General features: G+C 56.7%; 22 protein-coding genes. 21 read left to right on the forward strand and 1 reads right to left on the reverse strand.

The annotated features are described in order from the left end of the window. From F560_RS0119380 to F560_RS0119480, 21 genes are all read left to right on the forward strand, one after another. Nucleotides 1-184 (forward strand): transposase (locus F560_RS0119380; protein ID WP_019007195.1); only part of this gene is annotated, 184 nt, incomplete at its 5' end. Nucleotides 185-539: 355 nt separating this feature from the next. Next, nucleotides 540-1580, forward strand: a complete 1041-nt coding sequence (locus F560_RS0119385; protein WP_019007410.1) for a LacI family DNA-binding transcriptional regulator — start codon at nt 540-542, stop codon at nt 1578-1580. 185 nt (nt 1581-1765) lie between these two features. Further along, a complete protein-coding gene (locus F560_RS0119390; protein ID WP_245554902.1) occupies nt 1766-3067 on the forward strand; it encodes an ABC transporter substrate-binding protein in 1302 nt (433 codons plus the stop codon). A 63-nt stretch (nt 3068-3130) separates the two neighbouring features. Further along, a complete protein-coding gene (locus tag F560_RS0119395; protein WP_019007412.1) occupies nt 3131-4069 on the forward strand; it encodes a carbohydrate ABC transporter permease in 939 nt (312 codons plus the stop codon). Beyond that, nucleotides 4069-4905, forward strand: coding sequence for a carbohydrate ABC transporter permease (locus F560_RS0119400; RefSeq protein WP_019007413.1), 837 nt, complete (start codon nt 4069-4071; stop codon nt 4903-4905). The genes F560_RS0119395 and F560_RS0119400 overlap by 1 nt, the downstream gene beginning before the upstream one ends. Nucleotides 4906-5023: 118 nt before the next feature. Continuing rightward, entirely contained in the window at nt 5024-7366 is a 2343-nt protein-coding gene (locus tag F560_RS0119405) for a hypothetical protein (protein ID WP_019007414.1), read from the forward strand. Nucleotides 7367-7684: 318 nt separating this feature from the next. Beyond that, on the forward strand, nt 7685-9076 hold the full coding sequence (locus F560_RS0119410; RefSeq protein ID WP_019007415.1) for an extracellular solute-binding protein: 1392 nt from the start codon (nt 7685-7687) through the stop codon (nt 9074-9076). A gap of 85 nt (nt 9077-9161) precedes the next feature. Continuing rightward, nucleotides 9162-10076, forward strand: coding sequence for a carbohydrate ABC transporter permease (locus tag F560_RS23710; protein WP_019007416.1), 915 nt, complete (start codon nt 9162-9164; stop codon nt 10074-10076). Next, nucleotides 10077-10928, forward strand: coding sequence for a carbohydrate ABC transporter permease (locus tag F560_RS0119420; RefSeq protein WP_019007417.1), 852 nt, complete (start codon nt 10077-10079; stop codon nt 10926-10928). 24 nt (nt 10929-10952) lie between these two features. Further along, nucleotides 10953-13028 carry a DUF5054 domain-containing protein gene (locus tag F560_RS0119425; protein WP_019007418.1) on the forward strand — a complete coding sequence of 692 codons (2076 nt, stop codon included), beginning with the start codon at nt 10953-10955 and terminating at the stop codon, nt 13026-13028. Nucleotides 13029-13295: 267 nt separating this feature from the next. Further along, nucleotides 13296-13523, forward strand: a complete 228-nt coding sequence (locus tag F560_RS26005; protein WP_281167184.1) for a glycosyl hydrolase-related protein — start codon at nt 13296-13298, stop codon at nt 13521-13523. 57 nt (nt 13524-13580) lie between these two features. Next, the gene (gene iolE / locus F560_RS0119435; RefSeq protein ID WP_019007420.1) at nt 13581-14492 is read left to right on the forward strand and encodes a myo-inosose-2 dehydratase; all 912 of its coding nucleotides are present in this window, start codon (nt 13581-13583) and stop codon (nt 14490-14492) included. Nucleotides 14493-14742: 250 nt separating this feature from the next. Further along, nucleotides 14743-15243 (forward strand): zinc ribbon domain-containing protein, encoded by a 501-nt coding sequence (locus tag F560_RS0119440; protein WP_019007421.1) that lies wholly within the window; start codon nt 14743-14745, stop codon nt 15241-15243. A gap of 36 nt (nt 15244-15279) precedes the next feature. Beyond that, nucleotides 15280-15774, forward strand: a complete 495-nt coding sequence (locus F560_RS23715) for a zinc ribbon domain-containing protein (protein WP_019007422.1) — start codon at nt 15280-15282, stop codon at nt 15772-15774. Further along, nucleotides 15771-16151: a hypothetical protein gene (locus F560_RS0119450; protein WP_019007423.1), complete on the forward strand. Its 381-nt coding sequence runs from the start codon at nt 15771-15773 to the stop codon at nt 16149-16151. Before F560_RS23715 ends, F560_RS0119450 begins: the two co-directional genes overlap by 4 nt. Before the next feature lie 267 nt (nt 16152-16418). Beyond that, on the forward strand, nt 16419-17144 hold the full coding sequence (locus tag F560_RS0119455; protein ID WP_019007424.1) for a hypothetical protein: 726 nt from the start codon (nt 16419-16421) through the stop codon (nt 17142-17144). 13 nt (nt 17145-17157) lie between these two features. Then, entirely contained in the window at nt 17158-19827 is a 2670-nt protein-coding gene (locus tag F560_RS0119460) for an alpha/beta fold hydrolase (RefSeq protein WP_019007425.1), read from the forward strand. Nucleotide 19828: 1 nt separating this feature from the next. Beyond that, on the forward strand, nt 19829-20506 hold the full coding sequence (locus F560_RS0119465; RefSeq protein ID WP_019007426.1) for a hypothetical protein: 678 nt from the start codon (nt 19829-19831) through the stop codon (nt 20504-20506). A 151-nt stretch (nt 20507-20657) separates the two neighbouring features. Further along, nucleotides 20658-21869, forward strand: a complete 1212-nt coding sequence (locus tag F560_RS0119470; protein WP_019007427.1) for an ABC transporter substrate-binding protein — start codon at nt 20658-20660, stop codon at nt 21867-21869. A 57-nt stretch (nt 21870-21926) separates the two neighbouring features. Then, nucleotides 21927-22934, forward strand: coding sequence for an ABC transporter substrate-binding protein (locus F560_RS0119475; RefSeq protein WP_026298418.1), 1008 nt, complete (start codon nt 21927-21929; stop codon nt 22932-22934). Nucleotides 22935-23090: 156 nt separating this feature from the next. Further along, entirely contained in the window at nt 23091-24257 is a 1167-nt protein-coding gene (locus F560_RS0119480) for an LLM class flavin-dependent oxidoreductase (protein WP_019007429.1), read from the forward strand. Between the two features lie 144 nt (nt 24258-24401). On the opposite strand, the gene F560_RS0119485 is transcribed toward F560_RS0119480, so the two are convergent. After that, nucleotides 24402-24668: integrase core domain-containing protein (locus F560_RS0119485; protein ID WP_019006379.1), on the reverse strand; the 267-nt coding region annotated here is incomplete at its 5' end.

Consider the following 24668-nt stretch of genomic DNA (forward strand, 5'->3'; position numbering starts at 1 on the left):
CGAATTATGGTTCAAAGACTTGCAGCGTTACCGTGCAGCTGGAGAAGCGAAGATTAGTCTTCTCAAGCGGAAGTACGGTTTGAACCGCAGCAGGTATCGGGGCTTTGTCGGCTCAAAATGCTGGGTCGGCTTCGGGATTCTGACCCACAACCTGCAAAGAGCGGCAAAAATGCTCCAAAACTAACATGGAAACCGATCATTAGGGAAAGTTCCCCCTCACAACCCAGCCAGCAACCCGAAACTATTTTTGAAAATCGACTTTTTCAGGAGCAACTAGCTAAAGTTGGTTCACAGCCGCGATGGGTATCGCGATGGGTATATAGACGCACTTAGACGTACATAGACGTACAGGCTGCGGTTGCGATGACAGACGCCGGGTGCATCCCAAGCTCGACAGAGCGTTTGGAAACTTCGGGCGTTAACGGGTCGTCAGTCGTCGATTTTTTTTATTGATTTTTTACCCGGCTCTGTGATATAAAAATCTTGCAAGTAATTTAAACGTTTAGATTTTACGAAGGTATCGAGGGGGGGACGGTTAAATGGCCAGCATCAGCATCAAAGATATCGCCAGCAAAGCCGGCGTATCGACCGCAACCGTCTCCTACGTGCTGAACGGCACCCGCAACGTCCGTCCCGAGACGAAAGCGCGCGTGCTCCGGGCGATCGAAGAGCTCGACTACAAGCCGAACGACATCGCCAAGAGCCTGAAGCGCAAACGAACCGACACGATCGGAGTCATCGCCGAGGATGTGACCGTATTCAATACGCCGGAAATCATCGACGGCATCAACGATTATGCGGACCGCTACGATCTGCACATCTTGCTGACCAACCTTCGCTTGAACAAACGGATCGGCAAAAACTTCGAAAACCGGGATCGCTACCAGAAATACGCCCAGGGAGCCGTGGATGAGCTGCTTCGCAAACAGGTGGACGGCATCGTCTACATCGGGGTTCACCCCCGCGATTTGACGGGGCTGATCCACACGCACGGCAAGCCCATCGTGTATACTTACGGCTATACGCAGAACGACGTGTCGATCCAATACGACGACGAGAAAGCGGCTTATGAGGCGACGTCGTATCTGGTCCGGCAGGGCCATTCGCGGATTGCCGTCATCAGCGGGTTGATGGATTCCATTCCGTCCCGCCTGCGCCTGAACGGTTTTTTCCGGGCGGTCACGGAGTTCGAGCTGCCGTTCGACCCCGGCTGGATCAAGATCGGAGATTGGGAAACGGAATCCGGTTACCGGTTGACGCGGGAGCTGCTGGCGTTGCCGAACCCGCCCACGGCAATTCTGGTCATGAACGACGTCATGGCGGTCGGGACGCTGCGGGCCGCGCGGGAATTGGGCGTGCCGGTCCCCGAACGGCTGTCGGTCATCGGCTTTGACAACCGGGAGTTCAGCGATTACCTGACGCCGCGGTTGACGACGATGGATTTGCCCCTTCATGCCATGGGATACGCATCAATGGAAGCGCTCGCCCGGATCATACGGGGAGAACCCGCGGCGGACGTCGCCATGCCCGTATGCCGGCTGGTGGAACGGGATTCCGTCGCCCGGCCGGCGGTGTCCTGATGGTTATCCGTACCAAGAAGTTAAACGTTTATCTATATTTAAGAAAAGTAAGCGCTATTATTAGCGCGATAAATTTAAACGTTTAAACCATTTTTTTCTTGCAGCGGTGATTTCCTGCGGCCAAGGGTCAGCCCGTAAGCAGGTTCACATGATATTTTTCGCAAAAACATCGAGGAGGGGTACGAGTGATTTCTGCTAAAAGAAGTTGGATGTCGGTCGTCGTCATGGTGCTGTGCGTGAGTTTGCTTGCGGCATGCGGCGGGAATGGCAAAAATGAAAGCGGTTCCGAGGCTGAGGGCTCCGCAAGCGCCGGCGGTTCTCCGGAAAAGGTGACGCTGCGGTTCATGACCTGGGATTCGGGCCAGACGCTGCAGCCCTACCAGAACGCCATCAACGCCTTCATGGAGAAGCACCCGAACATCGAAGTCAAAGTGGAGTCCGTTCCGGACAACTACGACCAGAAGCTGCTGACGGCGCTGGCCTCGAACACGGCGCCCGACGTGTTCATGGCCTGGAACTATCCGCTGTACGTGCCGGGCGGCGCGCTGGAAGACCTGGGCCCTTGGGTCGAAAAGGATCAGTACGACTTGAACATGTATTATCCGATTTTGATGGATTACATGAAGTACGACGGCAAGCTGTGGGGGTTGCCCACCACCTATTCGCCCCGGGCGATCTACTACAACAAGAAGCTGTTCGACGAAGCGAAGGTACCGTATCCGCAGGACGGCTGGACATGGGACGAATTCGTGGAGACGGTCGGGAAGCTGACCAAGCCGGGGCAATACGGATTTATCGCCACGCCGGACGACGTGTTCACCGCGCAGCCCTTCTTCTGGTCCAACGGCGGAGATTTCATCAGCGATGACGGCAAGCAAATCGAAGGCGTGCTCAATTCCGAGCAGAACGTCAAAACGATGGAGTTCCTGAAACGGGTGTACGACGCTTCCTCCAAAATCAACACGGCCGGCAAATTCAGCACGAACAACGGCATCGAAGCGTTCCAGACCGGCCAGATCGCCATGTGGGACAACGGCATGTGGCCGCTGGGGGACATGTTGGCGGCCGGCAAGCTGGACCTCGGCACGGTCACCCACCCGATTCCGGAAGGCGGCACCTTGAAGGGCATCATCCATACGTCGGGCTATTCGATGCCCAAAAACGGCGAGCATAAGGACGAGGCCTGGGAGCTGATCAAGTTCATGTCCGGACCGGAAGGCAGCAAAATCATCACCGCCAACAAATTCGCGTTCTCTCCGGTCAAGCAGGTCGACAAGGAAAACGGTTACGCGAACGATCCGTACCTGAAGGCGTTTGCAAAAGAACTGGAAAACTCCGACAAGCTGATTGCGAACATGCGCACCGAAAAATGGAGCCAGGCGGAGGACATTATCCGTTCCGGCTTCCAGGCGATCTTCTACAATAACGCCGACATCAAGAAGATGCTCGACACCACCGCCCAGAAGGCGCAAGAAGTACTCAAGTAAACGATAGAGGGGAGTGGACACCTGGAGCTCCCCTCTTTTCCGCAAACCGAGGTGAAGCCAAAAATGAGTCGCACGAATGCCGGCGAAGCGGCACTGCTTCGTTCGGCCAGACGGAAGAGATGGAAGGAGAACTTGGCGGGATGGTTTTTCGTTTCGCCGTGGATGTTCGGATTCGTTTTCCTGATGCTGGGACCGATGCTTTTTTCACTGGTCATCAGCTTTACGGAATGGAACATGGTGGGCGCTCCGAAGTTTCTCGGGTTCGACAATTACATCCGCATGTTTACAAGCGACCCGTTCTACTATCGGGCCCTTACCGTTACATTCAAGTATGTGTTTCTGACGGTGCCGCTGCAGGTCGTCCTGGCCATTCTCATCGCGGTGCTGCTGAACCGGGCGATAGTCGGCATCCGATTTTTCCGCGCCGTCTTTTACATGCCTTCGCTCATTCAAGGGGTGACGCTCGCGCTCATCTGGGGCTGGATGTTCAACGACGACTTCGGGCCGATCAATTTTTTCCTCGAGCAAGCCGGGCTGCCCCGCGTGCATTGGCTGACGGACCCGGACGTAGCCCTGTACGCGCTGGTCATCGTGGCCCTCTGGGGGGTCGGATCGCCGATGGTGCTGTATTTGTCGGCTTTGCGCACGATCTCGTCCGAATATTACGAGGCCGCCGATATCGACGGAGCCGGCCGCATCCGGAAGTTTTTCAGCGTCACGCTTCCTTTGCTCACGCCGACCGTTCTGTTCAATATCATCACCAGTCTGATCGCCTCGTTCCAGACGATCGTGCTTGCGTTCGTCATGACGGGAGGCGGCCCGGCGGAGTCGACGTATTTTTACTCGCTTCACGTTTACCGGAGCGCGTTCACCCATTTCAAGATGGGGTATGCGTCCGCCATGGCCTGGGTCATGTTCGTGATGATCGTGCTGTTGACGGGGCTCATTCTCAAGTCGTCGAAGTATTGGGTTCACTATGAAGCGGATGGAGGCGGACGATAATGCAAGCACAAGCCGGCAAACCGTGGGAACGGATCGCCATGACGGTTCTGATCGTTCTGGTGGCGGCCGCGTTCCTGTTTCCGATCGCGTGGATGCTGTCGACGGCGCTGAAGGCGCCCGAGGACATCTTCACGCCGACCCCTTCGCTCCTTCCCGAAACGTGGCATTGGCACAATTTCGCGGACGCTTGGAAGGCGCAGCCGTTCGCCAAATATTTTGCAAACACGCTGATCGTCGTTCTTGTATCCACGCCGTTTGCCATGCTCTCGTCTACGATGGTGGCGTTCGGTTTTGCGCGGATCTCGTTTTGGGGACGGAACGCCCTGTTCCTGCTGGTCATCGGCACGATGGTCATTCCCTGGGACGTGACGGCGATTCCGCTGTACATCGAATACAACAAGCTCGGTTTGATCAACACGCTGTGGCCGATGATCTTGCCCGGGATGTTCGGGGCACCCTTTTTCATCTTCCTGGCCCGGCAGTTTATTATGGGGATTCCGCACGATCTGGACGAAGCGGCCAAAATCGACGGCTGCAGCCGGTGGCAGATTTACTGGAAAATCGTTTTGCCGCTGTGCCGTCCCGTGGTGGTGGTCATCGGCGTATTCCATTTCGTCTGGGTATGGAACGAGTTTCTGACGCCGCTCATTTTCATCAACGACCAGGATCTGTACACGCTGCCCTTGGGCATCAACCTGTTCAAGAACGCCTACAACATCGAATACGAGAAGCTGATGGCGATTTCGTGCTTGTCCGTGCTTTTCCCGGTCACGTTGTTCTACTTTACGCAAAACCTTGTCCTGGGGGGCCTGTCGCTCAGCGGCGTAAAAAAATAACAGAGATCGCAAGAATGGGGTGGAGTCGTTGGGCATCTTAACCAATCGGACGTTCGAGATGAAACTGACCGGCCGCGGCGCAGTTTCATCCTTGATTATAAGGGAGGACCCGGTTCGGATGAATTGGGTCGTCGACCCGGCGTATTTGGCCGAGGCCGGCTTTCCCGACGAAGACAAGCTGTTCGGAGAATGGTCGATGACGGTAAACGGGACGGCATATGCCAGCCGCGACGCGGTTCCGCTCGTCCGGATCGATCGCGGGCGACAGGCATCCGTTGCGTTCGAGGGCGGCCCCGTGGACGTGGCGATGACCTATTCGCTGGAAGAGGAAGACCGGCTTCGCTGGAAGATCGCCGTCCGCAACGGGTCTACGGAAACGGCAAGGATAACGGGACTGCACGTGTGGTTCTCGCTGGCGCACGTCATGTTCCGCGATCTCAACGTGCTCCGGAACATGCGCCACTCCTGCGCGGTATATCCGCATCTGGGGGGAGATTTCGCGAAATTCGCCGCCATCCGGCGCAGCCATGAGGCGCCCCATCTCGGCATCTACGCAGCGGAAGGACGGACGGCGACGCTGGGGACGTTCTGCCGGTACCAGAACCTGTTTCTGGAGCAGGTATCCCCGTCGCTGGACGGTCTGTTGTTCCACCGCCTTTCGCTGGTGGAAAACGGGGATTCTTTCCCCGAATTGGCGGCGGCGGATTGGATCTACGGAGATCAGTACCGGGAGCTCGCGCTGGCGCCGGGGGAAAGCCGGGAATGGAGCTACGTCTTCGTACCGTGCAGGGATGAAGACGATTTCTACCGGCAGGCCCTTGCGGCCGGCCATCCGCGGTGGACGTACACGCCGGCGCTGACGGCCGGAGGCGTGTTCGAAGCGGAGCTGGTGCTGCCGGAAGGCCGTTCGGTCCGGGAGATGCGCTTGTCGGCATGGTCTCCCGAAGCCGGCCGGGTGGTGACGGAAACGGTCGCAGGCCGGGTGACGGCAGGCGTTGCCGGGAGCGCTCTCCGGATCGTCTTGCGGCCGGAGCGCCCCGGGGAGCGGAAGCTCGAGCTGGTGCTCGACGACGGCCGCACCGACGTGCTGGTCTGGAACGTGCTGGAGCCGATCGACCGGATGCTGGAGCAGCGGGCCGAATGGCTGTGCCGGCACAGCTACGACGAAGCGGGAACGCACGGGCGGCCGCATGCTTTTCTGCCTTTGTCCAATCAGGGGGAATCGCTGGGCAAGCTGACGTTTATTCTGATGAAAAACAGCTTGACGGCCCCGAACCCGGATCAGGTTCGCAAGGCGGAAGCCGCGGCGGTGCTGGATATGAAAAACCACTGGTTCGAAGACGGGGATTTTCGCAAGCCCCGCATGCTCTACGGGACGTTCTACCGCATTTACGACTTCGATTATATCGCGCATGTCTTTTATTTGTTGTCGCGCATGGACCGCCGTACGCTGGCGCTGCATTCGCCGGAGACGTATTTGCGCTGGGCGGCGGAAGTGCTGTGTTTCCGGCTCGACCCGGACTGCCACAGCGGCGAACGGGAAAAAAACGAGGCCAGGCTGAACGGCATCTTTATCCTGTACATCCACGACTTGCTGCGGGATTTGGAGCTTGCCGGGTTGACCGAACCGCACGCGCGCCTAAGGCGGCTGTGGGACGATTTCTCCGCGCAACTGGCCGAAGAAACCCGGGGATTCCGCGGAGCCATTACGGAACATTACTACGACAACGCGGGATTCGGTCCGGCCTGCGACGCATTGTGCCGTATCGGCCTCACGAAGGAGGCGGAAGCTTACGGCGAACTGATTCTGGCCAACATCGGCTTCAGCAACGATTACCGGGCGCAGAACCCGGAACGTTGGTGGGAAGCGTTGTCTTATATGATCCATTCGCTGTGGGGCGGGCTCGTTGCCGCCTCGGCGCGGTCCGCCTACGAGCATCTCGGCGATCCGGCCTATCTTCTTGCCGCGTACCGAGCGACGATGGCCGTGTTCAATTGCTACGATTGGCATGTCGCCTCCACGCCGAGGCGGCTCGAACCCGGGGCGGCCGCATCGACCTTCAGCGTCGCCGCGCCCAACCTGAACATGCCGGTTCTGTCCCGCAACCGGTTCGGACAATCGGTGTTCCGGGAGGCGAGCGATCCCTTGTTCAAGCGGCTGTTCGCGAATTCGTCCGGCGACGACTGGGACATGGGAGAAGAGTTGGTCGCCTACCTGCTCGGATTCGGAACGACGGCTTACCTGTACCGGGACGATCACGGCGCGTTGCGCTGCGTGAACGGCCATGCGGAGGAAACCGCGGACGGCTGGATCGTGACCAGCTACGCGGCCTACCCCCGCCGGTTCGTATGCCGGGAGGACGGGGCCGAGTTTCTCGCCGATGCCGGCGAAACGGTCCGCCGCGTTTGTTACCGCGGCGGACGGTTCGAACGGTATCCGGAACCTGCGGTCCGGACGTAGCCAGCCATCCGCTGCGCCCGATTCGCCGGGACGGCGCGAGGCGTTATCTCCGGAAGGCTGCGGAGCAAGCCGATCTTTGCCGAGGCGGCTTGCTCTTTTGCGCAAATAAGGATAAGCGATTAACCTAAAGATAGGAAGAATAAAGCGCATAATAAAAAAGTCATATTGACAAAACAAGGTTAACGTGTTTAATTAATTAGGGAAAGCGCTTAACCTAAATTGGAACAGGGGGGACATAAACAGCGCGCACTTTCGGTTTCAACCGCAAGAAAAACGAAAGAAAAACCACTGTGACACCACGGAAAGGAGTCCGCAACCATGAAACTCGGATGGAAGCAAAGCATCGCTCTGCTCGCAACGGCTTCGATTTTCGCGCTATTGCTGGCCGGCTGCGGAGGCAGCGGCAACTCAAGTTCCTCTTCTTCGTCCCCGTCGTCGCCGTCTTCGGCATCCGCATCCGCATCGGCATCCCAGCGCGATCTGGAAAGCGAGGGACTGCCGAAGTACAACGACAACATTTCGGCTAAAGGCAATGTAAATCTGGAAGTATGGATGCCGTCCGACTGGGCGGACAAACAGCCCGTAAAAGAACTTGTTTCCGATTTTGAAAGCGCTTATCCGAATGTCAAAATCCATTTGTCCGGGGTAACCTGGGAGGATATTCCGAACAAGATCAACGTCTCGGTCAAGGGCGGCGCGCCGGCGGATTTGTCGATGTACCACCCGTTCGCGCTCGGCGCTCAAGGCTTGGCCGAACCGGTCGACGATCTGTGGCAAGAGTGGGGAGCGGAGTCGGAATTCCTTCCCGGCAGCTTGCTCGACGTAACCTGGAAAAACGTGAAGTACGGGGTTCCGCTTGAAGTGAACACGACCTTCATGTTCTACAACAAGGAACTGTTCCAGAAAGCGGGACTGCCCGAACCGACCGAATCCTATACGTTCCGACAATGGAAAGACGACGCCCGAAAAATCGTCGACTCCAAAGCCGCTCCGTCCGGACTCGCCATCAGCGCCGGCGGATGGGATACGTTCGGGCTCGTGCTGGCCAACGGCGGCGACTTGCTGAAGATGGACGGCAATAAAGTCCAAGCGACGTTCGACGATCCCAAGGTCGTGGAAGTGCTGCAATGGCTTCATGACCTGGGCGCGCAAAAATTGGCTCCGCTGCCCGGCATGCAGGCGCGCCAATCCGACACGCCCGTCGCGTTGTTCGGAAACAAAACCGTCGCTTCGTTCTATTCCGGTCCGTGGGATCTGGCCAAACTTCGCAGCGATTACCCGGATTTGTACAAAAACGTGGGTACGGTTCCCATGCCGAACGGCATGACCGGATCGACCGACGGTTCCGTCCAAGGCGGAGGCAGCCTGTTCATCCCGAAAGGTTCGAAGAACAAAGAAGTGGCCTTTGAACTGGCAAAATGGTTCGTTTCGGACAAATACGCCTTGAAATTCGCGAAAGAAATGGGACGCCACCCGGCCCGCGCCAAATTGTACGAAGATCCGATGTACAAAGAAGATCCGCTCCTCCAAGCGTTCGTCGCGCAATTGAAAACGGCGAAACCGTACTTGCTGGATGCCTATCCGGAAGCGAACCAAGCTTGGAGCGATCTGGTCCGCGCGGCCATTCTCACCGACGACGTTCAAGGCGCCGTCAAAACGGCTCAGGAAAAAGCGCAAAAAGCCATCGATGCCGTCGAAAATCAAAAATGATGCGGCAAGGTGAGACATCGGAAGGGCGGGCGTCATCGAAGACGGCGTCCCGCCTTTTCACTTTATCAAGATGGAGGGTAACGCAATGGCCAACCGCGTAGAGGATTCCGAGGGGCAACGCCGGGGAAGCGGGAAGGCGAAACGCCGGAACCGGTGGCAAGGCTATTTGTTCGTCGGTCCCGCTTTGCTCGTACTCATGGTAACCAGCATCATCCCCATCATTTACGTGGTGTGGATGTCCTTCCATAGGGAAACGCCTTCGGGCGAATCTTCGTTTGCCGGTCTTTCGAATTTCCGGCAGCTTTTTCACGACACGCTGTTTTTCAAAAGCATCGGCAACACGTTGGTCTATACCTTCGCTTCCGCGGCGCTCGGCCTTTCCGCGGCGCTGGTCCTGGCCGCGCTGCTCAGCCGGAACGTGAAGGGAAGCAAGTGGTTCCAAATTCTGTTCTTCGTTCCGTCCGTCACGTCGGAAGTGGTCACCGCCATGATGTTCTTATGGCTGCTGGATTACAATTTCGGGCTTTTCAACTACGTGGCGGAGAAGGCCGGATTCGAACGGGTCCAATGGCTGCTGGACCCCGAGCTGGCCATGCTGTCGGTCGTCCTGGTCGGCGCTTGGCGCGGCGCGTCTTACAATACGCCGATCTTTTTGTCGGCGATTCAGAATATTCCCGGAGATCTGTACGAGGCGGCTTCCATCGACGGGGCCCATGCGGTTCAGAAATTTTTCCGCATCACCGTTCCCATGATCGTTCCGATTCTCAGCTATACGATCATTATGGCCTTCATCGGATCGTTCCAGATGGTCGCGATCGTCGACATTCTGACGAACGGCGGACCGTTGGACAGCACGATGGTGACCTTGAAATACATTTGGCGGCAAGGATTCGAGTTCAACAACCTGAACTATGCGGCAACCCTTTCGCTCGGCCTGCTTCCCATTTTGTTCCTGATCACGTGGATCCAAATGAAATTCAGCGATCGGAGGGCGCAGTGAATGGACATGAAAAAAGCGAAGCGGTGGGCGGACGGAATCACTTACGGCCTTCTCGCGCTGGCGTTGATCGGGTTTATGTTCCCGTTTGTCTGGATGCTCGGAACGGCGGTCAAAACGCCGGCCGAAGCGATGGCGTGGCCGCCCAAGCTGTTCCCGGCCAAACCGCAGTTTCAAAACTATGCGGAAATTTTCGACGGGTCGATTTTGCTCCGTTCCATGCTCAACTCCGTTATCGTGACGGCAGGCGCCATATTGGTGAACTTGTTCCTCGCGTCGCTTGCCGCCTACGGATTTGAAAGAATGCAATTTCCCGGCCGGAAGTTCTGGTTCAACGTCGTGCTGGCGACGATGATGATTCCGTCGGCTCTTCTGATCATTCCGCTGTTTTTCATCGTCAAATCGCTTCCGGGTTCGGCTTTCGGATGGCTGAATACGTACCAGGGCTTGATGCTTCCTTATGCGGTTACGGGCTTTTCGATCTTTCTGTTCCGCCAGTTTCTGCTCGGCATCCCGAAGGAAATGGACGAAGCGGCGGAGATGGACGGGTGCGGCAAATTTCAAACGTATCTTTGGATTATCGTGCCGATGATCCGGCCGGCAATCGGACTGGTGGCCGTCTTTACCTTTTTGCTGGTCTGGAACGATTATTTGTGGCCGCTTGCGGTTTCCCGGACGGAGGACATGTATACCGCCCAAATCGCGCTGAAATTTTTCCAAGGCCAATACAGCACCAACTGGCCGCTGTTGATGGCCGGCGCGAGCGTGGTGGCGCTGCCTTCGCTTGTTTTCTATTTCGCGTTGCAGCGCTTTTTCCAACAAAGCCTGTCCAATCTGGGCACGGGCGTCAAATGAAGTGAGGGAGAGGAGAGGGAAGCGGTGAAACCGGACAAAATTTACGTCGTGTTCAAGACCCATGTGGACCTGGGGTTTACGGATCTTCCCAGCAACGTCGTCCGGCAGTATAAAACCCGGATGATGGATGACGTGCTGACGGTATGCGAGGCGACGGCGCACCACCCCCCGGGCCACCGGTACGTTTGGACGCTGCCGGCCTGGATGCTGATGCAGTGTCTGGATGAGGCGGATCCCGACCGCAAAGCGCGGCTGGAGAAGCTGGTGCGCGAAGGCCAGCTGTGCTGGCACGGGCTTCCGTTCACGACGCATACGGAATTTTGCGGCGTGGAGGAATTTTTGCGCGGACTCTATTGGAATGAAGAGCTGTGCCGCAAATACGGCAGGCAGGTCATTTCCGCCAAGATGACGGACGTTCCCGGCCATACGTGGATGCTGCCTTCCTTGCTCCGCCAGGCGGGCATCCGATTTCTTCACCTAGGGGTCAACGCCTGCTCGTCGCCGGTCGAGTTGCCCCGTCTGTTCTGGTGGGAAGGCCCGGACGGAAGCCGGGTGCTGACCTGGTATTCCGCCGGCGAATACGGCACGAGCCTTCTCCCGCCGGACGACTGGCCTTATCCCGTTTGGCTCGCTTTGATGCAAACGCACGACAATATCGGTCCGCAAAGCAGCGGCATCGTCCGGCAGCTCTTGGACGACGTGGCGGCGAAATATCCGGATACGGAAGTTTGGATCGGCACGATGGACGATTTCGCAACGGACTTTCTGGCCCGCGGATACGAGGACATTCCCGTCGTCCGCAAAGATCTGGCCGACACCTGGATTCACGGGATCGGCACGTATCCCGCGGAAGTGGCGCGCGTAAGACAACTGCGGTACGATCTGGCTTCCGCCGAAGCCGCGGGCGCTTTGCTGCGCGGCAATGATCCGGCCCTGCGCAGCGCCGTCCGGGAAGGGTACGAGCACACGCTTTTGTTCGGCGAACACACGTGGGGCATCGATATCAAATCGAATCTTCTTCCCGGCCGGCCGAACGGCAGAGCGTTTTGGTCCCGGGATGTGATGCGCGACCGCGAAGCATTTCCCGAAACGTACGCCAAAACGGAAACGTCCTGGGAGGAACAGCGGGCGTATGTCCGCCATGCGGAAAGCTGCGCAGCCAACGCGCTGCCGGTCTCCGTTCCGGAAGCGGGCGGGACGGTGGCGGTCGTCAACACGCTGCCCCGCGAACGCCGATCGGCGCCCGTCCGTCTGCCTGTCGCGGAAACCGGCTGGCTTCGCGATCCTAAGACCGGGGAACGGATCCGGGTCCGCGCGGGCGGCGAAGGGGTATTGGAACGGATCGGGCCGCTGGAAGCCCGCCGCTACATTTGGGAACCGGATGCGTCCGGTGCGGGAGAGGATGAAGTTCCGTTTGCGGCTTGCACGGAAGACGCCGTACTTGAAAACGAAGCGATCCTGTGCCAAGTGTCCGCCGCTACGGGACATATCGTCCGGCTGTACGACAAGCGCCTCGGCAAAGAGTGGGCCGCCGACGGCCATTTCGGCGCATACCGGTACGAATTGTACGGCAAGCCGGACATCTTGCATTTTGTGAAGAAGTATGCCTATGACTTGACCGACTGGTATGTCAACGATTTCGGCAAGCCCGGGTACCCGCGCATTCCGCACGCCCAATTCGGGACGTCGGTCGAAAGCGTGGAATACCGGCGAACGGACGGCCGCCAGGAGGTACGGATTCGGTTTCGAACGCCGCCCGAAAGCCGGGAAGAGTTCGGCAACGCCGGCGCCGTCACGATGACGGTTTCGCTGGACGACCGCGGCGACGGCCTGGACGTCGAGCTCCGGTGCGCGGACAAAAAGCCGACCGCTTTCGCGGAAGCGGGATTTTTCGTGATGCCGCTTTCGGCCCGGCGTCCAAGGTACCGTCTGCAAAAAATGGGCGCCGTCATCGACCCGCTCGCCGACATCGCCCGCGGAGCCAACCACCGTCTGCACTGCGTGGACCAATGGATCGGCGTCGAAGACGAAGAAGCCGGACTGGCCGTGTTTCCTTTGGATACTCCGCTCTGTTCCCTGGGCGAGCCCGGCATTTATTAATACGATCCCGAATACCGCCCCGAGCGGCCTGTCCTCTTCTTTAATCTGTTCAACAATCAATGGGGCACCAACTTTCCCCAATGGATCGGCGGGGAATTTCGGTTCCGGTTCCGCATCGTTCCCTACCGGGGAGACTGGAAGCGGGCGCGTCTGGAAGACCGGGCGGAGGAACTTCGGCATCCGCTGGCGGCTTGCGCGGTATCGGAAACGGACGTTGGGGCGGATTCCGGACCGTTCCTGACGAACGCGCTGGAAGGCGTCCGCTGGCTGGCTTTGAAGCCGACGGAAGACGGGGCGGCTACCATTTGCCGCTTCATGAACGCAACGGATGAACATCGTGAAATCGCGCTTTCCTTCAGGCGGCCTTTCAACGCCGTATTCCGCTGCAGCGGGGTGGAGCGGGTCGTCGATACGGAGCCGCTCTCGCTCCGGGACGGCACGATCTCGCTGCACGTCCGTCCTTTCGAAATGGTCACGCTGAAACTGTGCCCTTGATTCAAAACGTCTCAAAACGTGGGCGAACCAATCAACGAAATGAAGGGGGAGAAGCGCATGCGTCGTCCATTGTCCGAGCGGATCCGTCTGGGCATTTCCGCCATCAACTGGGTGAATGAAGACATGCACGATCTCGGAGACCATTATACGTTCGAAGATTTGATGCGGGATTTCACGGCGCTCGGCTTCGAAGGCACCGAGATGAGCCGCAAATTCCCGCAGGATGCGCACCAGGTCCGGGAAGCGCTGGGGCGGCACGGTTTGAGCCTTGCGTCCTGGTGGAAAGGCGTCCGCTTCGCCGATCCTTCGCTGCGGGAGGAAGAGCTTGAGGCCTACCGCCGGCACGTCCGCTTTCTCCAAACGGCGGGCAGCCGCCATGTGGTCACCTGCGAAGTGCTCGGCTCGCCGCATGCCGATCCTAACGCATCCGAACGCGCCATTCTGAGCGGCGAACAATGGAAGCATCTTGTCGAAGGGCTTCATCAAGCCGGCGAAATCTGCCGCGAGGCCGGCATGAAACTCGTATACCATTACCATGCCGGCACCGTGATCGAGGGACCGGAGGAAATCGCGCGGCTGATGGACATGACGAATCCTTCCCTCGTCCATTTGCTGCTCGATACCGGACATGCGGTGTACGGAGGCGGAGATCCGGCCGCATATGCCCGATTGTACGCGAACCGGATCGCTTACGTTCATCTCAAAGACGTGCGCATGCCGGTGCTGGAACAAGGCCGCCGCGAAAATCTCGGCTTTCTGGAACGCGTGCGCCGCGGCGTGTTTACCGTTCCGGGGGACGGCTGCGTCGATTTTGCCGCCGTATTCGCCGCTTTGGACGAAGCGGGCTACGAAGGCTGGATGATTCTGGAGGCGGAACAGGATCCCGCCGTCGCCGAACCGTTCGCCTATGCGCAAAAAGGAAAAGCGCACATTGTTCGGCTGCTGAAGGAAGAAGGAGCGGAGGCGTGAACGATTGCCGATTGCCGTATTTTGATGTACCGCGACAACGTCGCCGGCCTGATTCGTTCGCAAGAGACGTTTCGGGTTACTTTAAGATTACATAAAGTGGGTATTTATGCCTAATTAATCCTTGATTAAATCGAGGAACCCTCTTATGATGAGAAATGGTTTTTCGGAAGCCATCGGGCGCACGAGCGACTCCATGGCTTCTCTTCATGTGGCGTACATACATACATCTATCTGGTTGGAGGTCATGTTGATGGCGAAAAAAGTAAAGATTGGCGCGTCGGTGTTGCTGATCGTCAGTTTCTTCCTGCCGTGGGCCAAGGACGGCTTCTTCGGCATTTCAACCGCCGCTCCCTATCAATTGCTGACGGGTTCCGGCATCTTCGACGCCCGGTCTACGGGACTGCTTTATTTGGTCTTGCCCATTGCGGGCGCGCTCGCGCTCCGTTATTCCGGCAACAAGGCGATCGGACTTGCCGGGGGCGTCGTCTCGTTTCTGCTTGCCCTCGTGTTCTTGATCCGGGTTTCGTCCCATGAATGGATTGACTCCATGTTCGGCGTTTATATCGCTTTGATCGCTTCCGCGGCGTTGGCCGTTTCTTCGGTCGCGAACACTGGAAACACGCATGCGGCCGCTCCCGCCGTTCGGGCGCCCGCCGCTCAGGCGTCCGCCGCTCATTGCCCGTCGTGCCGAGCCGCCGTCAAACCGAACGTCAAATTCTGCGGGAATTGCGGGGCGCCCGTTTCCCGTTGATCAAGCCAATATCGCCGGCGAAGGAGGAATGGGTGAGTGAGCTTTTTCCAAAAGATCAAAGAGAGCGCGATGAGCGCGGCCGATAAAGCCCAACAAACGGTGGAAATCACGCGGATCCATACGCAGATTTCGAGCAAGGAGAAGGAAATCGCAGGCCATTACAAAGAAATGGGGAAATGCGTCTTTGACGCTTACGTGGCAGGAGACCCGTCGGCCGCCGAGGCGAATATCGCCGAATATGCCGGCAAAGTGCTGGAGATTCAAAAAGAGATCGCGGCGTTGAAATCTAAAATCATGGAAATCAAAAACGAAAAACCATGCGAATGCGGAACGACGGCGCCGTTCGAAGCGCTGTTCTGCCCGTCGTGCGGACGCAAGTTCGAGACCGTGGCGAAGGAACCGCAAGCCCTGGCCGAAGGTCCGGCAACCCAACATTGTACGGTTTGCGGAGGCGAACTGGAAACGGGGGACAAATTTTGCGTTCATTGCGGCGCTCCGCAATCTACGGCGAAAGAAGGGATCGACGAATGAATCAATTTGCCAACGTGATTCGCGAATATACCCTTTGGGTGAGATCGTTCCGTGCGGTGAACCTGCTGCTGCCTTTCCATTTGTACCTCCTGTTTGGCGGCGTAGGCGTCCTGCTGCTCAATGATATTTTGATTCAATCCGGCGTCTATTGGTCCTGGTTCCTGTATCCGATCGGACATTACGCTTTCTTTGCCGGCATTTTCCTGACCTTGGCAGCCGAGAACAAAAAGTACCTCCCCTACGCGCTTTGGGGCTACGTTTTTTACGTATTGTTCCCTTTCCAAAGCTTTACGCTGTATCAAATTATAGAATCCGCCATCTATATTGCGGCAGGGTATTTTTTCATGAAGTTCGAAGCGGTTGAATCCGCAAACTGAACATGTTCCATTTCATTCGGATAAAAGGGTATGCATCTACAGCTCATGTAGGTGCATATTTTCTGGCTGGAGGCTATGATGATCTGTCCAAACTGCTCATCTGCGAATGAACGCGGAACCTACTGCTCCCAATGCGGCATGAAACTCGACGCATCCGGGGGTGCGGCGCCTTTTTTCAGCGTTTACACAGCCGTGTATATGGTCCTGGCCGTTCTATTGTTCGTGTACGCATGCCTACATTTTTGGAGCTAAGGAGACGGTTGGCCTATGTGGTTTCGCATCGTTTCGATTGCGGCGTTCCTGGCGGCGTTTATTGGCGCCTTCGTCTTTTTTCAATGGGAGAAGCAATCGCCGACATCTGCGACGGCAAGGGTGCCCGGCGAGGACGAGCTGAAACGGCAGCTCGAGCAGCAGTATGACCAATGGTGGCAAGAGAAAGAAGAACCGGTCGAAAGCCGCTTGCCCTTTCGGAAAAAAATAGCGGTCGTTCATGTGGGAGAACTGAATACCGACCTGCTGTACGGCAAACGGGTCGGCGATCTTGGCCAGCGGCTGGCCACGTTCAATCCGGACACGAAAGCCATGTACTTCTATTCGCAAGACGACATCCCGGAAAAGGAAGACAACATGGTTGTCGTGCAAGACATTCATTCGCTGGACGTGCTTGTGGAAGAGAACGTTTATCGGTCCGCCGATCAAGTCCGGATCGATTTTGCGCCTTTTGAGCAACCGGATCCCGAAGGGAATCCCGATTATTTTATCGTCAACGAAGCCCGGTTGTTCAACGGCCAAGCCATGAACGTATCCCTTCTGAACGACAACGGCGATATTCAGGTGGAATTCGACGGTCAAGTGAAACGGCTGGCTCCCGGCGAAAAAGCGGTATTCGAAAAAAACGAGGACAAGGACAGCCTCAGAGTCCGGTCCAAAGTCGTGGTCACCAATTACGGCATGTGGGATTCCGTGAATATGAAATATGCCGTTCAACGCTAATACGGAGGTTGGCATGAAACGTTCGCTCTCGATGCTTCTGGTCCTGTTGCTGGCGGCGGGGCTGGTTCCATTGCCGCAAGCACGCGCGGAAATTGTCCCTTACAACGTTGTAGAACCGATTCCCGTGTTGTTCGTGCACGGATACAGCGATAACGGAAAGTCTTGGACGGAATCGGAATTTTACAATTACGTTCAGACGCTCGGCGCGAAAGTGGTCAGTGTGGACTACGGCAAATACAGCAAGAACGATATTACGTCCGCCAAAATCGACGAGATCTATACCCAAGCCATCCGGAAATTGCCGCCGGGGAAATTCGATGTGGTGGCCCACAGCATGGGCGGTTTGCTGACCCGCTATTATTTGTTGAAACATCCGGAAGTCCGGGAGAGGGTCCGCAGGGTGATTTTTGTCGGAACGCCGAATCACGGTTCTCCCGTCGCTTTCCTGAACCGGATTTCGGATATGATCGACGATCCCGAAGACTATTGGCCTAAGGGCAAGAACGATCCGGGCGTCCGAGCGTACCGGAACCTCTACAAAGACTATATCGACCAGATGTTCGATGCTTACGACGGCGGCATGATCGGCAAAACGCCGTTTGAAGCGTGGCTGTATGAACATCATCCGGAGATCATCGAGAAAATCAAGAACGGGCAGTTTACGGAAGCGGGCCGGAACCTGAAGGATTTGGGAACGCCCGTGTTGCCGGGGGGAGAACATTACCGGTACAGCGAAGCGTTCGAGGAATACGCCAAGTTGATTGCCGGCCGTGCGTATGAACGCGAGTATCGCGCCCTGGTATACGGAAGTTTGTGGACAAGCCAAGCGGACGATTCCGTTTCCCCGACGCGGCAAATGATCGAAGAGAGCTTTGTGGACGAAGGCACCAAAATCAAAGAAGGCACGAAGTCTTGCGCGGCGTGGTCGCTGTGGCTCTACTGCAAGGGTGAAGACAACTCCGCCAAAAATATTGTGCAGGACCGCCTCATGTACGAACGTTTCGATCTTTTGCACGTGGTGGATGAAGACGGCAAAGAAATCGTTCGCGAGAACGTTGTCGCCAACCTGTGGCTGCACCGGCTGTGGCTGGACGAGTCGTTCTACCGGCATCTGGCCAATCTTCGCAACGAATACTTCCCGCAATACATCACGATCGCAACCGTGGACGATCCCGGGCATGTGATGGGACGCTGGACCGTGGATCAATTTATCCGCAACCTTAACACCTGGCCGAACGAGGACCATGATTCCGTCGTGCCGTTAAGCAGCGTGAAAATCACCGATTGGATCGACAAAAAGACAAGTTTCCTCGACCGCAACGTGCAAATCCTGCCCGAGATGCGCATGTCCAAAGACCGGGACGTGCAGCGGAAGGAGGGGCCGTTCATCGCCCACTCCGATCAGATGCACGCTACGGATATCCTGCGCGCCGAGTACGAGAACCCCTTGACGGGACTTGACGACCAAGACGCGGTCTTGACCATCGATCCGGAATCGCCGGCCTCCAAAACAGGCAAAATCGTGGTCGTCCGGCCCAACAACGAGTCGCTCGGTTTCGCCTACAAACTGAAAATCAAGTCCCCTGTCAAAGCGGCGGTCCGGATTCTGGAGCGCGACGCGTACCAGACTTGGGAACGGATGAACGAAGTGAATTTGGTCAGGGGCGATTACGAAGGTTATCAGGGCGAATATGCGATCAAGACCAACGAGAACATACGGGATTATGTGATCGTGGCCTCCGATCCGGTAGAGGTCTCGTACGAGCCGGAAGGGGACTCCGCCGGGATCGGAACGTACCCGTATTACGTTCAGCTCCTGGATTCGACCGTCAAAGGAAACAAGGCGATTCAAACCTTCCGGGTCATCCAGCGGGCCGATGACGCCAGCATGGGCGGATTCGACGAGAAAGATTTCATCTTCAAGCTGAACGGCCGCATCGTCCGCAACCCGCAATTAAGCGTGACGAAACAGACGATCCGGTCGGCGTCCAACGTGCTGCTTGCGCTCGATTATTCCGGAAGCATGAACGGTCTGCCCAAGCTGCTCTCGATGGCCAGCGCCGAAGATTTTATGATCCGGTTGCAAGGAAAAACCAAAGCGAAAGTCGGGGTCTTGGGATTCACCGATCAGATGAAGGTGCTTTCCGGGTTGACGGACCAGTACGAGCTGGCCGGCAAAACCGTTTATGTCGAACTGGACGGGGGCACCGCCTTGTACGACGCGGTGGTGACCGGTTCCCGGATGCTGTCGGGGGAACGCGGCAAAAAGTCGATGCTGCTCCTTACGGACGGCATGGATGAAGACAGCGAGGCCAGTCTGGAGGAAGCCATCGACGCGGCCAAACAAGCGAACGTTGCCTTGTACATCATCGGCATGGGAGATGCCAATCTGGACGTGCTGCAAACGATGGCGAACGCGACGGGCGGGAAGCTGATGTACACGTACGCTCCCGATGAATTGGCGGATTTGTACAACACGGTGACGGAACAGCGGGATTACATTTACACCCTTCAATGCGAGGCGCCCGATGGGGAAGACAGCCAAGTGCTGACGATCGAAATGACCCAGAACCGGTCCAACGTCGCCGAAGCCGCATTCGATTTCGGCGGCATCCGGGATTCCGTTGCCGGCATCGTGGCCAAGAGCAAGAAGTTGTGGCGTGATCTGAAGGAGGCGTACTGATTTGCTGTTGCGTTATGTATCCCCGGATGCAATTTGGGTCGCGATCGCCGCATCCGTCGTGTTGTATTTCCTGGACATGCAATGGGCCCATCTGGTATTGTTCGGATACCTGTTGGCCCTGGCCCCTCGCGGGAAGGCCTTTTGGTCGGCTTTCGCCACCTTGGCCGTCTTCACGGCGCTGGGGTTCCATGCCGCGCACCGGTTTGATTGGGAGAAAGCCGGCGATTGGTTCATCTACGGCTTTGTCCCCGTGTTTGCCGTCATGCCGCTGGTTCGCTTGAACCGGCAGGACGACGGATTCGGCAAGGTTCGCGAGGCCTGGTCCCTGATCAGCCGCAAGGCCGGTTTGCACTGGATTCCGGCCTCGATCATGATGGGGACGCTGGTCAGCTTGCTTGTCCGGGACCGGTTCTCGATTTACGGCGGTTTGTTCGTCATCCTGTGCGTTTTGCTGCTGTTCCCGAACGGCCGGACACGGTTTTTCGCGGGGCTAGTCATGATCACGATTCATGTGCTCCTGATCCACTTCTTTCTCGGACAAGGGCTGATCGAGATCAAGCTGGAACCCGTTTCGTACCTTTCCTCGAATTGGGGAACCATGGTTTCGCCTTATATCGTCATGTTGGCCCTGCTGCACGGCTTGGGAATCAAAAGAATCGGCCGATCGGGCATGTTCTGAGGAGTCTGCGGACTCCTCTTTTTCATTCAGGCGAGTTATTGTTCAGGCATTCGTTAAAATCCTTTTTTGAACGGACTATGCCCTCTTTTATCGATAATGATTATCATTATAATTATTATATCATACCCTTTCAAAATGAAGGAGGGGCCTCATGCTTAAAGATAAAGAGAAGGTGACGGACATGGCCTCGTACACGCCGAGACGAAATCCGAAAACGAACCTGGCTATGATCCGAGAATATATGAACCGGCACTATAACGAACCCCTTTCGATCAAGCAACTGGCGCAGATGGCGAATATCAGCCCCAAGTATTTTGTGGATCTCTTCAAAAAGACCTATGGGCAGAGCGCTATGGATTACTTGACGGATTTGCGGATCAATCGGGCGAAGCGTTATCTGGCCGAATCCGGGGAACGTTTGCGGGATATCGCCTTAAAGGTGGGATATAGCGACGAGTTTTACTTTAGCCGCAAATTCAAGAAGGAGGTTGGCGTATCTCCGTCGGATTTCGCAAGGAATTTCAAGAAACGGATCGTCGCGTGCTCCTCTTCGGTTACGGGTCAGCTTCTGGCTTTGAATGTGATGCCGGCGGCAGCGCCGCTCGATCCCAAATGGACGCCCTATTACTATAACGCCTACCGTACTCAGATAAAGTTCCATTTAAAGCTTACCGATCCGTACACGAGCAGGCCGTTTGAAGCGAATCTGGACGAAATGGTCCGGCTTCGCCCCGACGCCATTATTGGAACCGACCGGCTGCGCTCCTCCGAGAAAACGAAACTGATGGATATGGCGGCTTCTTTCTTTGTTCCGACGGAGAACGTCGGGTGGAGAGACCAACTTCGGATGATCGCCCGATTCCTGGACCGGGAGGATCAGGCGGAGTTATGGATACAACAATATGAACGGAGGGCTCAGTCGGCGAGGGAGCAAATTGGCGCGGTGCTGGGAACGGACAACATCCTGGTTTTGCGAATCTACGGACAAAGGATCCATGCCTACTGGAACCGCGGGCTCGAGGATGTGCTTCACCGGGATTTGAAGCTTAAAGCCGCTTTCCGGCCGGAACGGTTCTATAACGTACAGCTTACGCCGGAGCAACTGGCAGAGCTTAGCCCTGACCGGATTTTGCTGGCCGTGTGCCCCGAGGCAACCTCCCGGGCATACTGGCTGGCGCTGCAGCATACGGCAGCATGGCGTCAATTGAAAGCGGTCAGAAATCGGCATGTTTACCTGATCACTTCCGATCCGTGGTTTGAATATTCGGCCGTGGCCATTCTCCGGATGTTGGATGAAGCCCTGCTCCTGTTTACCGGAAATTGTCCAAACGCTTTTCCGGATCGAACACATGGTGACGCATAAGCAACATGAACTATAATCACTCTCGGTGAGAATGATTATCACAGGAGGAGACGCACTATGTTTCGAACGGCCAACAGGTTTGGCGCTTTATTGCTATGCTTCATGCTTGCAGGGGGGTTACTGGCCGCCTGCGGCTCCAATCAGCAGCTCAGTGAGGAAACGTCCGAACAGCCGGGTTCGAGTTCAACCGCTTCCGAAACTCCCGCATCGGGAGAGACAAGCCCTTTGCCGGCAGGCGAGCGGACGATAACGGACGAGCTGGGCCATGAGATCACCGTGCCAGCGGAGCCCAAGAGGGTTTTTGCCCCTTATCTCGAGGATTCTCTGCTCAAGCTGGGCGTAAAGCCGGTGGTTCAATGGTCCAATGGGCCTTTGGGACACGAATATCTGAAAGAGGAATTGAAGGGTGTGCCGAAGCTTGACTTCTCGGGGGGACTGCCGTCGCCGGAGGTGGTCATGTCCTACAACCCCGATCTGATCATCCTGCACACCGCCGCTTATGCCGCTGACGGCGCTTATGAGAACTATGCCAAGATCGCGCCGACCTATGTGTTTAAGAATGCTTCCGGAGATGTGGAGAAATCTCTCGAAACGCTGGGGGAATTGCTCGGCAAATCCGCCGAAGCCGATCAAGCTTTGCAGGCTTACCAACAGAAAGTGAAAGAGGCAAAAGAGAAGCTGGATCAAGCGGTCGGAGGCAAAAAGGTCGCGATTATCCGCTTCGCCGCCAAAGGCGTCAGCCTGATGGGCGGGAATTATTTATGCGGTTATGTTGTGCATAAGCAGCTGGGGATCGGAAGCTCCAAGCTGGTGGAAAATGAGAACAGCGCGAATGTGTCGATGGAAGTGCTCCCGGAATTGGACGCGGACTACATCTTTATCATCAATGCTTATGGCCAAGGGACGCAGAGAATGAAGGAGATGACGGAAAGCTCCGTCTGGAAGAGCATTCCTGCCGTAAAGCAAGGCCATGTGTACGAGGTGAGCGATGAGTATTGGCTTGGCAGCGGTCTGACCGCTTATGAGAAGATTATTGACGATACGGTCAAGCTGCTGGTCGGATAAGCGGGAAAAATCGATTGACATTTGCCCGTTTCCTCAATAAAATGAAATCATCGTATTCCAATAGGGAATAATGGTTTCGACTGGTCAACCGGAGACGCCAACGTATAGCGGCTGTTTCCGGTTTTTTATTTTTTTACCTGGAGGAGGAGCGCAGAAATGACAGTGAAGCCAAACGTGGAATTCGGATGGTACCTTCCGACGACGGGAGACGGAAAATATATCGGGATCAAGCCCGAACGGGAAGCTTCGTTGGATTATCTCATCGAGGTGGCCCAAACGGCGGAGGCGGCAGGGTTCGAGTTCGCTTTGATCCCTACGGGAGGAAACTGCATCGACGCCTGGGTCGTAGGCTCGGCGGTTGCTTCCCATACGAAAACGCTAAAGCCTCTGGTCGCCGCGCGTCCCGGCCTGATCGCACCGGTGCTGACGGCGCGCATGGCCGCTTCCCTCGACCGATTGTCGGGCGGCCGCGCCTTGATCAACGTCGTTACGGGCGGAACGCCGGACGATTTGAGAGCTACGGGCGACCCTCTCTTTAACGACCATGACGGCCGATACGAGCGAACGCTCGAATTTTTGCAAATCGTCAAGCAAGCGTGGGAGGAATCGCACGATTTCAATCTTGAAGCTTATCTCAAGAGCGGCGGCAAAGCCGGCGTGCATTTTAAAGGACGCTATTTCGAAGTGGAAGGCGGAGTCAGCTATCCTGCGCCTGTGCAGCGGCCGCATCCTCCGCTTTACTTCGGGGGAAGCTCGCCGGCCGGTAAGCGGGTTGCCGCAGAGGTTGCCGACGTGTACCTGATGTGGGCGGAGCCCCTCGAGATGATCAAACAGCAAATTGCCGAGACGGAATCGTATGTGCGGCAGTTGTATGAGCAAAAAGGCATCCGAAGACAGCTGCGGTACGGTTTGCGGGCCCAGCTCGTCGTCCGGGAAACGGAAGAGGAAGCCTGGAACGCGGCGCGGGAGATCATCAGCAAGGTCGATCCGCGGGTGCTGGCCGCCGCCGAAGCGCTGCAGGGACGGACGGATGCAACGAACCAGCAGCGGCAGACGAAGATTTGGAAAGAATCCGAAGCGAAAGACTATGTGATCGGCCCCAATTTGTGGGCCGGGCTTTCCCGGATTCGCGGGGGCGGCGCGGTTGCCTTTGTCGGCACTCCGGAGCAGGTGTCCGATCGCCTTCTCGAATTTGTGGACGCCGGCATCTCCAGCTTTATTCTTTCCGGTTATCCGCATGTGGAAGAAGCCCGGATCGCCGGCCAATCCTTGTTGCCGCTCATCAAGAAGAAACTGGAGAACCGCCAGGCCCAGTTGGCGTAAGCGGAAGCGTTCTTGAGCGGATTCGAACGGGCGGATGAATTGCCGCGGATGAAAAGCGCCGCCGCTTACGGCCGACCGCTCCCAAAAAAATCCCGCCGGGGGATGATGGTCAAGCCCCCATTTAGTGGACATTGTAAAACCACCCTAAGCTGCAAGCTGGCGTCGGTATTCAACCGGCGTCAGCTTGTTTAGCTTCCGTTGTGCTCGTTCCTCATTATAAAAGCGGATAAATTCCTCAATACGCCTTTGCGCCTCTTCCAAGCTTCGTATATCATAAGGATAGAGTGCTTCAGCCTTGAGATGGGAAAAGAAGCTCTCCATAGAGGCATTGTCGTAACAATTGCCTCGGCGTGACATGCTGATTCTGGCGCCAACCTTAGGCAGCATGTCGTGGTAAGCATGGGACGTGTA

The sequence above is a fragment of the Cohnella laeviribosi DSM 21336 genome, from assembly GCF_000378425.1.
GTDB lineage: Bacteria > Bacillota > Bacilli > Paenibacillales > Paenibacillaceae > Cohnella > Cohnella laeviribosi.

What these genes read in the sequence shown, in the direction of transcription:
- F560_RS0119385 (WP_019007410.1), top strand. Translation starts at nt 540, where the DNA reads ATGGCCAGCATCAGCATCAAAGATATCGCCAGCAAAGCCGGCGTATCG.
- F560_RS0119395 (WP_019007412.1), top strand. Translation starts at nt 3,131, where the DNA reads ATGAGTCGCACGAATGCCGGCGAAGCGGCACTGCTTCGTTCGGCCAGA.
- F560_RS0119400 (WP_019007413.1), top strand. Translation starts at nt 4,069, where the DNA reads ATGCAAGCACAAGCCGGCAAACCGTGGGAACGGATCGCCATGACGGTT.
- F560_RS0119405 (WP_019007414.1), top strand. Translation starts at nt 5,024, where the DNA reads ATGAATTGGGTCGTCGACCCGGCGTATTTGGCCGAGGCCGGCTTTCCC.
- F560_RS0119410 (WP_019007415.1), top strand. Translation starts at nt 7,685, where the DNA reads ATGAAACTCGGATGGAAGCAAAGCATCGCTCTGCTCGCAACGGCTTCG.
- F560_RS23710 (WP_019007416.1), top strand. Translation starts at nt 9,162, where the DNA reads ATGGCCAACCGCGTAGAGGATTCCGAGGGGCAACGCCGGGGAAGCGGG.
- F560_RS0119420 (WP_019007417.1), top strand. Translation starts at nt 10,077, where the DNA reads ATGGACATGAAAAAAGCGAAGCGGTGGGCGGACGGAATCACTTACGGC.
- iolE (WP_019007420.1), top strand. Translation starts at nt 13,581, where the DNA reads ATGCGTCGTCCATTGTCCGAGCGGATCCGTCTGGGCATTTCCGCCATC.
- F560_RS0119440 (WP_019007421.1), top strand. Translation starts at nt 14,743, where the DNA reads ATGGCGAAAAAAGTAAAGATTGGCGCGTCGGTGTTGCTGATCGTCAGT.
- F560_RS0119450 (WP_019007423.1), top strand. Translation starts at nt 15,771, where the DNA reads ATGAATCAATTTGCCAACGTGATTCGCGAATATACCCTTTGGGTGAGA.
- F560_RS0119455 (WP_019007424.1), top strand. Translation starts at nt 16,419, where the DNA reads ATGTGGTTTCGCATCGTTTCGATTGCGGCGTTCCTGGCGGCGTTTATT.
- F560_RS0119460 (WP_019007425.1), top strand. Translation starts at nt 17,158, where the DNA reads ATGAAACGTTCGCTCTCGATGCTTCTGGTCCTGTTGCTGGCGGCGGGG.
- F560_RS0119470 (WP_019007427.1), top strand. Translation starts at nt 20,658, where the DNA reads ATGCTTAAAGATAAAGAGAAGGTGACGGACATGGCCTCGTACACGCCG.
- F560_RS0119475 (WP_026298418.1), top strand. Translation starts at nt 21,927, where the DNA reads ATGTTTCGAACGGCCAACAGGTTTGGCGCTTTATTGCTATGCTTCATG.
- F560_RS0119480 (WP_019007429.1), top strand. Translation starts at nt 23,091, where the DNA reads ATGACAGTGAAGCCAAACGTGGAATTCGGATGGTACCTTCCGACGACG.